This is a genomic window from Nocardia sp. CA-129566, assembly GCF_050956075.1.
In the GTDB taxonomy this organism is placed as follows: Bacteria; Actinomycetota; Actinomycetes; order Mycobacteriales; family Mycobacteriaceae; genus Nocardia.
Genome location: NZ_CP192085.1, coordinates 2,500,462 through 2,514,087, shown reverse-complemented (window position 1 = coordinate 2,514,087; position 13,626 = coordinate 2,500,462). Strand labels below are relative to the sequence as shown.

At 66.9% G+C, this 13,626-nt stretch carries 11 protein-coding genes; 4 read left to right on the top strand and 7 right to left on the bottom strand.

All coding sequences use genetic code 11. From position 1 onward, the window contains the following. Positions 1-36: 36 nt before the first annotated feature. Positions 37-642: a PH domain-containing protein gene (locus tag ACQP0C_RS11215; protein ID WP_433732873.1), complete on the top strand. Its 606-nt coding sequence runs from the start codon at positions 37-39 to the stop codon at positions 640-642. Positions 643-977: 335 nt separating this feature from the next. Then, positions 978-2,819, top strand: coding sequence for a dihydroxy-acid dehydratase (gene ilvD, locus ACQP0C_RS11210; RefSeq protein ID WP_433732872.1), 1,842 nt, complete (start codon positions 978-980; stop codon positions 2,817-2,819). 203 nt (positions 2,820-3,022) lie between these two features. Here ilvD and ACQP0C_RS11205 read toward each other — a convergent pair whose 3' ends face one another. Further along, positions 3,023-3,919, bottom strand: coding sequence for a DoxX family protein (locus ACQP0C_RS11205; protein ID WP_433732871.1), 897 nt, complete (start codon positions 3,917-3,919; stop codon positions 3,023-3,025). Between the two features lie 111 nt (positions 3,920-4,030). Here ACQP0C_RS11205 and ACQP0C_RS11200 point away from each other — a divergent pair, with 111 nt between their 5' ends. Further along, positions 4,031-5,137 (top strand): PQQ-dependent sugar dehydrogenase, encoded by a 1,107-nt coding sequence (locus ACQP0C_RS11200; RefSeq protein WP_433732870.1) that lies wholly within the window; start codon positions 4,031-4,033, stop codon positions 5,135-5,137. Positions 5,138-5,202: 65 nt separating this feature from the next. Here the strand turns inward: ACQP0C_RS11200 and gatB are convergent, their stop codons facing one another. From gatB to ACQP0C_RS11170, 6 genes are all read right to left on the bottom strand, one after another. Further along, positions 5,203-6,708, bottom strand: a complete 1,506-nt coding sequence (gene gatB / locus ACQP0C_RS11195; RefSeq protein ID WP_433734506.1) for an Asp-tRNA(Asn)/Glu-tRNA(Gln) amidotransferase subunit GatB — start codon at positions 6,706-6,708, stop codon at positions 5,203-5,205. 85 nt (positions 6,709-6,793) lie between these two features. Beyond that, positions 6,794-8,176 carry an alpha/beta hydrolase family protein gene (locus ACQP0C_RS11190; protein WP_433732869.1) on the bottom strand — a complete coding sequence of 461 codons (1,383 nt, stop codon included), beginning with the start codon at positions 8,174-8,176 and terminating at the stop codon, positions 6,794-6,796. Between the two features lie 65 nt (positions 8,177-8,241). After that, the gene (locus ACQP0C_RS11185) at positions 8,242-8,685 is read right to left on the bottom strand and encodes a hypothetical protein (RefSeq protein ID WP_433732868.1); all 444 of its coding nucleotides are present in this window, start codon (positions 8,683-8,685) and stop codon (positions 8,242-8,244) included. A 55-nt stretch (positions 8,686-8,740) separates the two neighbouring features. Next, positions 8,741-9,775: an ATP-dependent 6-phosphofructokinase gene (locus ACQP0C_RS11180; protein ID WP_433732867.1), complete on the bottom strand. Its 1,035-nt coding sequence runs from the start codon at positions 9,773-9,775 to the stop codon at positions 8,741-8,743. 71 nt (positions 9,776-9,846) lie between these two features. Further along, the gene (locus ACQP0C_RS11175; protein ID WP_433732866.1) at positions 9,847-11,580 is read right to left on the bottom strand and encodes a protein kinase domain-containing protein; all 1,734 of its coding nucleotides are present in this window, start codon (positions 11,578-11,580) and stop codon (positions 9,847-9,849) included. A 176-nt stretch (positions 11,581-11,756) separates the two neighbouring features. After that, positions 11,757-12,641 carry a hypothetical protein gene (locus tag ACQP0C_RS11170; protein ID WP_433732865.1) on the bottom strand — a complete coding sequence of 295 codons (885 nt, stop codon included), beginning with the start codon at positions 12,639-12,641 and terminating at the stop codon, positions 11,757-11,759. Positions 12,642-13,139: 498 nt separating this feature from the next. On the opposite strand from ACQP0C_RS11170, the gene ACQP0C_RS11165 reads away from it, so the two are divergent. After that, positions 13,140-13,622, top strand: coding sequence for an adenosine-specific kinase (locus ACQP0C_RS11165; RefSeq protein ID WP_433732864.1), 483 nt, complete (start codon positions 13,140-13,142; stop codon positions 13,620-13,622). Positions 13,623-13,626: the final 4 nt, after the last annotated feature.

Here is a 13,626-nt window from a genome sequence, read left to right as displayed (position 1 = left end):
GCTCGAGTCCGTTCACCATGATGCGAGGATGGTGGTGTGTCATCACCGCATCAGTCCGTGCCACCGGCTAAATCGTCCCATACGCCCGCGGCGGGATCGGAGACGGGTAGCTCGCCGGAACCGACCGAGCCGAAGCAGACGATGCAGGTCATCCGCGTTACGCAGATGGCCTACCTCGGTGTGGTCGTCTTGCTGTTCTGCGTATTCTTCGCCTTCGTCGGCTGGCCGATCGGGCTGTGGTGGCTGCTGCTGCTGCCGGTCGTGGCGGCGGTGTGGATCGCGCGCACGCGCACCACGGTGTCGGAAGACGGGTTGGATCTGCGCACGGTTTTCGGTTCGCGACATCTCGACTGGGCACAGGTCGCGGGCGTCAGCATCCCCAAGCGCGGGTTCGTGCGTGCCCATCTCACCGACGACACGGATGTGAAGCTCCCCGCGGTCAGCTATGACCGGCTGCGCGATCTGATCCGGGCGTCGAACGGCCGGATTCCGGATCTGTTCGCGGCCGAGGCCGCGGCGCGGGAGGCCGAGCGCGAGGCCGAGGCGAAGACGGCCGAGGCGGCTGCCGCCGAGACCGAAGCACCATCCGCCGACACCAAGGCACCTACCGCGGAGACCGAGGCGCGCGACTCCGACTCGTAGCGGTTCACCGACGGCGAGAACAGCGACCGCCGCCGGTAGGCTCGCTGACGGATGCGCGATCCGGTGACCGCGTCGGACGGACGATCCCCGCCCGCACGCACCGGACCGGTGGATACCGACGGTGCCGGAACGGACACGGCCGATGACACCGTCCGCGCCGACGACCACCTCGCGGCGACACCATCCCGACCCACAGACCGATGGCGATCAGCGCCGCCGACCGCCACGAAAAGCCCGCCCACGCGCGGGAGTAACGTGGACGGTCGTTGAATTTGCTCAGCAGAGCGAACTCCGCGCAGTCGCACATCAGCCCCCGCGACCCCGAGGATCTATACATGCCACCGCTTCGTTCACGCACAACCACCATCGGCCGCAATGCCGCGGGCGCGCGCGCACTCTGGCGCGCCACCGGTATGACCGACACCGACTTCGGCAAGCCGATCGTCGCCATCGCGAACTCCTACACCCAGTTCGTGCCGGGCCACGTGCATTTGAAGAATGTCGGTGAGATCGTCGCCGACGCGGTGCGCGCCGCGGGCGGTGTGCCACGGGAGTTCCACACCATCGCGGTCGACGACGGCATCGCGATGGGTCACGGCGGCATGCTCTACTCGCTGCCCTCGCGCGAGATCATCGCCGATTCGGTCGAATACATGGCCAATGCGCACACCGCCGACGCGCTGGTGTGCATCTCCAACTGCGACAAGATCACGCCGGGCATGCTCAATGCCGCTATGCGCCTGAACATTCCGGCCGTATTCGTTTCCGGTGGGCCGATGGAGGCCGGTAAGGCCGTGGTCGTCGGTGGTGTCGCGCAGGCGCCGACCGATCTGATCACCGCGATCGCGGCCAGCGCCAATATGAACGTCAGCGAGGACGGACTCACCGAGGTCGAGCGCAGCGCCTGTCCGACCTGTGGTTCTTGCTCCGGCATGTTCACCGCCAATTCGATGAACTGCCTCACCGAGGCGCTCGGACTCGCACTGCCCGGCAACGGGTCGACACTGGCAACGCATGCGGCCCGCCACGCGCTGTTCGAGCGGGCGGGCACGGTGATCGTCGATATCGCCAACCGCTGGTACCGCGCGGACGACGCATCGGTGCTGCCACGGAATGTGGCCAATGCCAAGGCCTTCCGCAATGCGATGGCCCTGGACGTGGCGATGGGCGGCTCCACCAATACCGTGCTGCACACCCTGGCCGCCGCGCAGGAAGGTGAGATCGACTTCGATCTGCAGACCATCGACGAGATCAGCCGCCGGGTGCCGTGCCTGTCCAAGGTGTCGCCCAATTCCGACTACCACATGGAGGATGTGCACCGCGCCGGTGGCATTCCGGCCATCCTCGGCGAGCTGCGCCGCGCCGGTCTGCTGGAGACCGACGTGACCACGGTGCACACCGCCAGCTTCGACGAATGGCTCGACACCTGGGATATTCGCTCCGGCAAGGCATCCGAGGAAGCCATCGAGCTGTTCCACGCCGCGCCGGGCGGCGTGCGCACCACCGAGCCGTTCTCCACGACCAACCGCTGGTCGTCGCTGGACACCGACGCCGAGGGCGGCTGCATCCGCGATAAGGCGCACGCCTATACCGTCGAGGGTGGTCTGGTCGTATTGCGCGGCAATATCGCTCCCGATGGCGCGATCCTCAAGACCGCGGGCATCGATGAGGAGCTGTTCTCCTTCCAGGGCCCGGCCGTCGTGGTCGAATCCCAGGAGTCCGCGGTCTCGGCGATCCTCGGTAAGAAGATCAAGCCGGGCGATGTGATCGTGGTCCGCTACGAGGGCCCCAAGGGTGGGCCCGGTATGCAGGAAATGTTGCACCCCACCGCATTCCTGAAGGGCGCGGGTCTCGGCAAGGAGTGCGCGCTGATCACCGACGGCCGGTTCTCCGGCGGCACCTCCGGCCTGTCGATCGGCCATATGTCCCCCGAGGCCGCCGCGGGCGGCGCCGTCGGCCTGATCGAGGACGGCGATCAGATCCGCATCGACGTCCAGACCCGAACTCTCGAGGTGCTGGTGGACGAGGCGACCCTGGCCGAGCGGCGCGCGAAAATGGATGCCTCCGAACGCCCTTGGCAGCCGGTCGACCGTATCCGCCCGGTCACCACCGCCCTTCGCGCCTACGCCGCCCTGGCCACCTCGGCCGACAAGGGCGCGGTTCGCCAGGTGCCGTAAACCCGCGCCGCGCGATCGAATACGAACGGCGTTCCTCGTGTGCATCCGAGGAACGCCGTTCGTCTTTCAGTGACAACTGATTTCGTCAGGACCTGGGTAACTCGTCGGGTACCCCCGAAACCCAGCGGGGCACCCAACGCAGGACCTGAACGCGGGCCGCGTGGGCACCCAACTGGTACGGCCTGAATATTCGGGGAGGCGGATCAGAACGGCCCGATGCCGGTCAGTGGGTTGCCGCCGTGCAGCCAGTACCAGGTGCCGATGGCAGCGGCGATCGCGAGGATCAGGACGGCGAAGGAACCGAAGGCGGGGCGGGTGGCCCAGCCGCGGTTGCGGTCGAAGGATAGGCGGCCCGGGCCGGTCAGCAGCAGGACGACGGCGGTGCCCGCGAGAATGGACTCCAGTTCGACGCCGCTCTTGACCGAGGACTTGTACTGGAAGCCCGGGACCATGCCCTGCTTCCACAGCCACGCGTCGATGATCACCGCCAGTACCGCACCGGCGGCCAATGGGCTGGCCAGGCCGAGTACGAGCAGTGCACCACCGCCGAGTTCACCGGCGATGACCAGGATGGTGGACAGCGTCGCGTGGTCCCAACCGCCACCGCCCATCATGTCGCGAGTGCCGTCCAGGCCGGGTCCGTTGAACCAGCCGGTGAGCTTCTGCAGGCCGTGGTAGATGAAGGTGCCACCGACCACCAGCCGCAGCACGAACAGGCCGAGATCGAGCGTGCCGCGGCGGACATCGCCATTGCGGCGGCGCAGCGGGCGGCTCGGCTCGCCGGGGCCGTTCGACGCGGGTGGGATGCTGGCGTAGGCGTAGGCGGCGTTCGCGGTGTCATTCGCCCTGGTTTGTTCGCCCACCGAGGGGAGCTCGGGATCGAGGCCGAGTTCCTCTTCTGTGCGCGGCACATCTTTGGTCAGATCGGGACCTCGGCCGCTCGGCGGGGTATCGGAGGGCAGGTTCAGTCTGGGCATCACGCCGGTGGGTGAATCGTAGGGGCTGGTCACGCCACGACCGGTGGATGACACCGCCGACTGCTCATCCATCAGCGCGCCCTCGATGCCGGGTGCGGATGTGTCTTTCGGCTTCTCGGTCACGGTCGATACCCTATGCCGCCGCGCGCGCCGGTGTGCGGTGTGCACGCGACGGCGTGTCCGTTTCCCGACCCGGAGCAGCACATCGGCCGCGGTTTCCGTAACGTCTGAACCATGAGTTTGGTTGTCGCGGGGCGTATCGCCCTGAGCTTGGCGCTCGGCTCCGTACTGCTGGTCGGCTGCGCTCGGTTCGACGATTCCGCCTCCAGCCCCTTCACACCCGAACCGACCTTCAACCCCGCCGAACCCAAATCGCCACAGCAGAACCCCTCGCAGCGTGCTCGCCCGACCGGTCCGTGCATCGACCCGGACCCGAATGTGATCACCACCTGCCTGGACTCCACCGGCGGGATCATCGCGTTCGGCGATGATGCGATGGTTGCCGAGCGGCGCACCGGTCGCATCTACAAGACCGTCCCGGTGGATCCGAGCGATCCGCAGTCGCCTCCGGTCTTGGTCAACCAGGTCGACGTGGACGGCTCCGGTGATGGCGGCATCACCGATATCGCGCTCTCGCCGACCTACCGCGAGGACGGACTCATCTACGCCTACATCACCACCGCGTCCGATAACCGGGTGGTGCGCATCGCCGAGAACGGCCCACCGAAGGACATCCTGACCGGAATTCCGAAGGGGTCCGTCGGCAATCACGGCGCGCTGGAATTCGTCTCGCCGACCGAACTGCTGGTACTGACCGGCAATGCGGGCAATCCCGGTCTGGCCAGCGCGCCGTCGTCGCTGGCCGGCAAGGTGCTGCGGATCAACTCGCCGTCACCCGGGGCCAATGCCGAGGTCGTGGTCTCCGGTCTCGGCATCGCGGGCGATCTCTGCGATGACGGCAAGGACAGTGTCTGGATCACCGACCGCACCGCGACCGAGGACCGGCTGCAGCGTCTGGCCAAGGACGGAACCGTCACCACCGCCTGGACCTGGCCGGATCGTCCCGGTGTCGCCGGCTGTGCGGCAGGTCCGGACGTGGTGGCGATCGCGATGTCGGGGGCGAAGGCGCTGGCCATCGCCAATCCGGATGCGAACACCCACGCGGTGACGGCCGCGCCCACCTTTATCGTGCAGGACAAATACGGCAGGCTCGGCGGGGCGGCGGCCGGCGGTGACGGCACCGTCTGGGCGACCACGGTCAACAATGACGACAATCACGGCCCCTTCGACGATCGCGTGATCAAGATCCCGCCGCCGTCGTCGAGCACCGGCCCGGACTAACGAGCACATATGCGGCTGGACCGGCCCCGAGGGACCGGTCCAGCCGCGTTGGTGGCAGTCGGAACTCAGGCGCACGCCGCGAGTACGAGTTCGCGTACTCGCGCCGCGTCCGCCTGGCCGCGGGTGGCCTTCATGACATCACCGACGATCTTGCCGGCGGCCTGCACCTTGCCCGAGCGGATCTTCTCGGCGATATCCGGATTGGCCTCCAGTGCCTTGAGCACCTCGGCCTGCAGCGCGGTCTCGTCGCTGACCATGCCGAGGCCCTTGGCCTCGACGATCTTCGCCGGATCGCCCTCGCCCGCCAGCACGAAGTCGACGACCTGCTTGGCGACCTTGTTGTTCACCGTCTTCGATTCGACGAGCTTGATCACCTCGGCCACCTGGGCCGGCGTGATCGGCAGATCCTCCAGCGAAACCTCACGCTCCTTGGCCTTTTCGGTGAGGTAGGCGACCCACCACGACCTGGCGTCGTTGACCGGGGCGCCCGCGTCGACGGTGGCGATGATGAGATCCAGCGCGCCCGCGTTCACCAGGTCGCGCATGACCTCATCGGACAGCTCCCAATCGGACTGGATGCGCGCGCGGCGCAGCCACGGGTGCTCCGGAATGGTGCCGCGCAGCTGCTCCACCCAATCCTCGGCGGGCGCAACGGGTTCCAGGTCCGGCTCGGGGAAGTAGCGGTAGTCCTCCGAGGTTTCCTTCACCCGGCCGGGCGAGGTGGTGCCGTCGGCCTCGTGGAAGTGCCTGGTCTCCTGCAGGATCGAGCCGCCGTCGGCGAGAATGGCGGCCTGGCGGCGCATTTCGAAGCGGACCGCGACCTCGACGCTCTTGAGCGAGTTGACGTTCTTGGTCTCGGTGCGGGTGCCGAATTCCGTTGCGCCGATGGGCATCAGCGAGACATTGGCATCGCAGCGCAGCGAGCCCTGCTCCATCTTGACGTCGGATACCTGCAGCGACTTCAGAACTTCACGCAGTGCGGTCACGTACGCGCGCGCCACCTCCGGCGCCCGCTCCCCCGCGCCGGTGATCGGCTTGGTGACGATCTCGATGAGCGGCACTCCGGCCCGGTTGTAGTCCAGCAGCGAATGGCTCGCGCCGTGGATGCGGCCGGTCGCGCCACCGATATGGGTGGACTTGCCGGTGTCCTCCTCCATATGCGCACGCTCGATCTCGACGCGGAAGGTGCTGCCGTCGTCGAGCACCACGTCGAGGTGTCCGTTGGTGGCGATCGGCTCGTCGTACTGGCTGATCTGATAGTTCTTCGGCTGATCCGGGTAGAAGTAGTTCTTGCGCGCGAAGCGGCCCCACGGGGTGATCGAGCAATTCAGCGCCAGCCCGATCCGGATCGCCGACTCCACGGCCTGCTGGTTCACCACCGGCAGCGAGCCCGGTAGACCGAGGCATACCGGGCATACCTGAGTGTTGGGAGCCGCGCCGAACTCGGTCGGGCAACCGCAGAACATCTTGGTCGCGGTGTTCAGCTCGACGTGAACCTCCATGCCGAGCACCGGCTCGAACCGGTCGATGACATCGGCATAGTCCATCAGGTCGACGGTGGGTGCACTCATGGCGGCTGTGTCGACTGTTCGCTCGCTGCGCTCGCTCATAGCGATCAGTCTATTGACCCGCTCACCGCCCCCGCCACGCGGTTGGTCAGCGGGTCGGGGCGTGCTGAGCCAGCCATGCGGTGACGTAGCCGAGGACCTCGGGCGAGATGGTGGTTTGGATGGTGGTGTACTCGCCGGGCAGGCCGGAGTTCGCGGGTTGCATGAGGTGGTTGAGGTCGGCGAAGACGTGCACGGTGGCGTCGGGATCGGCGGCGAGGCGATCACGCATCGGCTGTTCGTTCTGGGTGGCGAGCACCTGCATGTCCTTGGTGCCGAAGAAGGCGAGGACCGGGATGCGCAGGGCCGAGAGTGCGGGTGCCGGATCGTAACGGATGAAGGCCGCCATATAGGGCGTGTTGTAGGCGTTGAGCACGTCGGCCGACGCGCGCTGCTCCGGCGGGAGGGACGCGTTGTGCCGTTGGCTCAGATCCTTGGCGGCGGCCAGATCGCCGGAACGGATCAGGCTGGTCCATTCAGTGATGTAGGCGACCTGCTCATCGACGCGTGACTGCGGTGCGCCGGCCGCGGTGAGCAGTGCGCGGTTCTGTTCGATCAGCACCTCCCAGCCCGGTACCGACGGACCGGCCATCAGGATCGCGAAGGCGATGCCGCTGTCCGGGCGCGCGGCCACCAGCGGTGCGAGATAGCCGCCCTCGCTGTGGCCGAACAGGCCGACGTGGGCCGGGTCGATATCCGGACGGGCGCGCAGGAAGCGCACACCGGCTGCCGCGTCATCGGCGAGGTCGTTGTAGTTGGCGTCGTCGAGCTTTCCGCTGGTACCGCCGACGCCTCGGTCATCGGTGCGCAGCACGGCATAGCCCGCGCGGGTGAACGTATCGGCCAACAGCAGAAAAGGCTTGTGGCCCATGAGTTCTTCGTTGCGGTCCTGTGCGCCACTGCCGGAGATCAGCAGGATCGCCGGAAACGGTCCGTTGCCCTCGGGCTCGGTCAATGTGCCCGCGATGGTGATATCACCATCGCGGTAGGTGACATCCTCGGACCGATACGGATACGGCGGTTTCGGCTCCTGTGGGTGCGCGGGCTGCTCGACCTTGCCCGGTTGCAGCGTCAGCGGCAGGCTCTGGCCCGCTTGCCGGAACTCACCGACGATACGGTCGGAACCCTTGTCGAATTTGCCATTGAACACGGGGTCGCCCGGCAGGTTCGGAATCGCGAATGCCACCCGATCCGGTTGCGTGGAAACATCTTTCAACTCCGCGTCGTGCACGCCCTGCAGCGGAATGTCGATGGTGGCGCTGCCGTTATCGGCGAAGCTCACCCCGACCGACAGCGGCGCGCCGGGCACCTCGATGGCGCCGTGCCAGTCGCCGGTGAGCGAGCGCGGCGCACCCTTATCCGATGACGAGCACCCCGCCACCACGGTGACGATCAGGAACACAACCGAGACGAACCATCGCCCACTGCGCATGCAGCAACCCTACCGACCCCGGCGACCGGTTCCGGCGAAAACACAGTGCCGACAGCAGGCGATCCTCACGCCCCGCGCGCGTATCGAACCGCCGTGGCGATCGCTTCCGTATCGAGTTCCAGCGTGGGGTCGTCCTCCTGCGCGTCCTGGAATTCCAGGATCGCCTCCGATACCCCGCCGCGCCGCGCGACCGCCAGCAGTTCCCGGCGCACGAAGGCACCGAGCGGCAATTCGGCGGCCCGAGCCCGGCGGCCGAACATGCCGAGCACGTCGGCGGGCAGGTCGTAGACCTGGATGAGTGTCAGCGCGGCGGAGTCGAATGCCGGGGTCAGATCACGGCCCTGGGACTCCAGGAATTCCACGATCGTGTCCACCGAAGTTCGCCTGCGCGCCATCGCGATCAGTTCCTGACGAACGACATCCTCGACCGCTATACCCGCGGCACGGGCGCGGCGGCGGAACACCGCGACAGCATCGGTGGGCAGATCGGATACCCGGAGTTGAGCCACGGTGACCAGAGTAGCTGTGCCACAACCGATTCGACAGGTCTCGATTGTGCAACAACTAGCCGAAAAATGCTTCGGCTTCGCGATATCGATCCTCGGGTACCCGCTTGAGCTGCTTGGTGGCCTCGGACAACGGCACCAAATCGATGGAAGTGCCGTGCAGCGCGACCATTTGACCGAAATGCCCGGCATGCACGGCCTCGGCCGCATGCAGTCCGAAGCGGGTGGCCAGCACCCGGTCGTACGGGGTCGGGCTGCCGCCGCGCTGGACGTGGCCGAGCACCGTCGTGCGGACCTCCTTGCCGATGCGGCGTTCGATCTCGGCGCCGAGTTGCTGGGCCACACCGGTGAACCGCTCGTGGCCGAATTCGTCGATACCCCCTTCGCGCAGCGCGAATCCGGAATCGGCGGCGGGATGCGCGCCCTCGGCGACCACACAGATGAAGTGCTTGTCGCCGCGCTGGAATCGTCGCTTGATCATCGAGCACACATAGTCCACATCGAAAGGCACCTCGGGGACCAGCGTGAGGTGTGCGCCCGCCGCCATACCCGAGTTGATCGCGATCCAGCCCGCGTGCCGACCCATCACCTCGACCAGCATGACGCGCTGATGCGATTCCGCGGTGGTGTGCAGCCGGTCGATCGCCTCGGAGGCGATGGACAGCGCGGTGTCGTGGCCGAAAGTGACGTCGGTGCAGTCGATGTCGTTATCGATGGTCTTCGGGACGCCGACCACCGGGACGCCTTCGTCGGACAGCCAACTGGCGGCGGTGAGCGTGCCCTCGCCGCCGATGGGAATCAGCGCCTCGATGCCGTTGTCGTCGAGGGTGCGCTTGATCTGGTCCAATCCGGCGCGCAGCTTATCGGGATTGGTGCGGGCGGTGCCGAGCATGGTGCCGCCCTTGGTGAGCAGGCGGTCGGTGCGATCGTCGTTCTGGATGGTGATCTTTCGGTCTTCCAATAGGCCGCGCCAGCCGTCCTGGAAGCCGACGATCGCGTCGCCGTAGCGTCCATTCGCGGTGCGAACGACGGCACGGATGACCGCGTTCAGTCCTGGACAGTCGCCGCCTCCGGTCAAGACTCCGATGCGCATGGCGCATATCTTGCACCGCTTTGCGCGATCATGTGGCCGCACCCCCATGAACCTTGGGTAACGGCTATGCCTCAATACACATAGACGATCGCGTTCTCGCCGCCGCTACAGGTCGCGAATTGATCACCAGCGGTGCAATTCATTGTGTAGTCGCGATTGCTGATCGGGCTGTGCGCCACGATCGAGCGGTCGGTGATGGTGGTGTCGCCACTGCTGGCGTACGCCTTGCGGACCTCCTCGGCGAAGGCGCAGCTGGTGACGGTGGTGCCGATCGCGGAGGAGGTGAAGCGGCCGAGGGCCGGGTACAGCTGGGCGCACGGCTTCGCCCCGGCGGGCAGGCGTGCGGGCGTGGTCGGCTGCGCGGATTGATCGCCGAAACCGTTGCGTGCGTACCAGCCGACGACACCCACGATCACGAGGACCAGCAGTGCCGCGGCGATCCACCCGACGCGCGAGGATCGGCGCGCGGACGTCGGCGAGCGATCGGGTGGATACGGTGCGTCGGATTGGGGCATCGGCATGGCGGAGGTTTTCGCAATGGCCTCGGTGGTGGCGTCGAGTGGCCGTCGCATCGGATCCGATGGCTGGCCGGGCACGATCGTTGGCTCCAGTCCGGTGATCGGCTGGGGGCCACTGATCGAATGCGGGCCACCGGTTGGATGCGGCCTGCCAGCTGCCTGGGGACCCTGGGTCGGCGGCGGCGCACTGGATGACTGCGGCCCGGAGGTGGGAGGCAGCCCGAAGGTCGGTTGCGGCCCACTGGTCGACTGTTGTCCCCTGGCCGGCTGCGGCCCGGCGATCGGTCGCGGCCCACTGGTGGACGGCGGTCCCGGCACCGACTGCGGCCCGCTCGCCGACTGGCGCCCCACCGCTGATTCGGGTCCGAATGCCGGAAATACGACGGTGGCCGCGGCGCGCGACGGGCGCTGGGAAAGCTGCGCGGTCGGCAATTGCGAATTCGGCACCGACGGTGTGCCCGAGACCGCCGCCCTGGCCGCAGCCGCCAGCGCACCGGCCGTCGGGTAGCGATCGGCGGGCTCCTTGGCCATGCCGCGCGAGATCACCTCGTCCAGGGCGGCGGGCAGTCCGGCGCGCATGGTGGTCGGCCGTGGTGGCGGAGTCGAAAGATGCGCTCGGATCAACGAACTCATGCCGTCCGATGGGAAGGGTTGTGCGCCGGTGAGGCATTCGAACAGCACGCAGGCCAGCGAGTAGACATCGGCGGTGCCGCCGATCGGGGTGATATCGAATCGTTCCGGCGCGATATAGCTATAGGAGCCGATGGCCTGGCCGGTCGCGGTCACGCTCGGATCGCTTTCGGAGCGGGCGATGCCGAAATCGGCGAGGTACGCGAAATCCGAGGGGGTGACCAGAATATTGGCCGGTTTGACGTCGCGATGCACCAGACCCTCGGCATGCGCGGCATCGAGCGCGGCCGCGACCTGTTCGATTATGCCGACCGCGCGGGCGGGGCTCAGCGGTCCCTTCTCCCGCAGCACCGAGCGCAGATCGCTGCCGCGAACGAGCCGCATATCTATATAGAGGACACCCTCGATCTCGCCCCAGTCGTGGATCGGGATGACGTGCGGTTCGGCCAGTCGGGCGGCAACCCGGGATTCCTGCCGGAACCGCCGCTGGAACCGTGGATCGTCCGCCAGCCCCACGGGCAGTAGTTTGACCGCGACCACCCGGTCCTTGACCGTGTCGTACGCCTCGTAGACCTCCCCCATACCGCCGCGGCCCAGCAGTGCACGCAATTCGTAGGGGCCGAATCGCGTACCGGCCCGCGACTGCGTGTCGTCCACCCCGTTTACCTCCACCTCGCGGCCACGACCCCACAGTCGTGGTCCGGCGACCTCACCCGATAAGTCGGGATTGTCGGGTGCCGCCGTTACCCGGTCAAGTGTGCGCGCTCAGGTCGCCGCCCGCGCGGCCATCAGGACCGCGCAGGCGTTGCCGCTGCGCATGGCACCGCGCCCGATCAGGAACAGGCGCCGCCGGCGAGTTCATCGAGATGTTGCGAGATCACCGTGGCCAGCCGATCCAGGATGTTCATACCGTCGGAGAACGAGCCCGAATCGGGTTGCACGGCAATGGCGACCGCTATCTGACCGCCCGGCCCCTCGATCAGACCGAATTGGCGGACCAAATAGGAGCCGGAGGTATCGGGCCCCCAGCCGCCCTTGAATTCCGCGCCGGTGAGCCCGCCGAGGCCCCAGCGCTGACTCGAGGTGATCTGCTCCATCAGGTCGATGACACTCGCGGCCTGTGGCAGACACGGTAGTCGGGAGGCGAATCGAACCTGCTCGGTCAGCGCCCAGTCCGCCTGGCCGAAGGCCGAGGCATCCGATCGGGTCTTGGTGGCGGGCACCGTGGTCTTGGGATCGCCGCCCTCACGCAGTACGGCCTCGACCGCCTTGGCCGCCTCCTGGCCGGTGCCGAGCGACTGCCAGAGGGTATCCGCCGCCGCATTGTCGGACTGGGTGATCGCTGCGGTCGCCGCGTAGCTCGAACTCGTCGAACTCTTGCGGAATGCGGCGATCGTCAACGGAACCTTCATCGTCGACCAGGCGGGTCCGGTGGTCCAGTCGCCGAAGGTCACCATCTTCTCGCCACCGACCGGCATGACCGCCATGCCCAGCTTGCCGTGCACGCTCACCTGCAGTTCCTGGAAACCGGCGGCCAGCGTGCCCGGCACGGTGACGGACAGATGCTGCTGGTCGGTATGCGCCGCGGCCGCGGTGATGCTGGTCTGCGCTGCCGAATTCCTACCGTGGTCCGCACCGCATCCGACCAGGACGAGCAGTCCGGTCAACGCGGCACCACCGACCGCCATCCGCAGGCGCCGGGTTCGATCAAAATACATACTTCGACACATTCTCGTTTCGAACTCCCCCGGGTTTCGATATCAATACGGCATCCCGACACCGTACTTGGCATTCATGCTGGCCGCCCACCGCACCCGCGCCGAGGTCGCCGAACCGCGCACAGCGACAACGGCTTACGACGTGGTCGAACAGTATGAACACCGGGACTCGCGCACCCGGATGGCGTCGGTCGGCCGCTATCGGCAGCGATGCCCGCATGCCGCAGGCGGCGGACCGCACCCGTGAACTCATCCTTGAGAACGTACTCGACGGATTGATCGCATCCCACTTTTGCCAGGCATGACGCAAATGTGACACCGCATCACGGCTGCGTCGAACCCACTCGCGGACAAGGGCTCTCATGACCGGGTCGGCATACCAGGGTCGACGTCCGTAGCGCCGATGACCACCTTTTCGCTGGTAGCCGTCCCGGCGGTCGCTGCGGCAAGGGCGTGTCGCCCTGGCGCACAAGCACGCGGGCAGCGCAGGATAGGGCAATGGAGCTGACTTCGGTACACATCGATAAGCCGGACGATCTCAATGTCATCATCGGGCAGGCTCACTTCATCAAGACCGTTGAGGATCTGCACGAGGCACTGGTGGGGATCAGTCCGCATCTGCGGTTCGGGTTGGCATTTTGCGAGGCGTCGGGGCTGCGATTGGTCCGGACCTCCGGTAATGACGATGAGCTGACCGAACTCGCCACCAAGAACGCGGTCGCGCTGGGCGCGGGACATTCGTTCATCGTCTTTCTGCGCGAGGGGTATCCGGTCAATGTGCTCAATGCGGTGCGGCAAGTTCCCGAGGTCTGCGGAATCTATTGTGCGACAGCCAATCCGGTGGAGATCCTGATTGCCGAGACCGAGCTGGGACGAGGGATTCTCGGCGTTGTCGACGGTGGTGCGCCGCTGGGCGTCGAAGGTCCCGACGATCAGCGCGACCGCAAACAGTTGCTGCGTCAGATCGGGTACAAGTTGTAGGCGG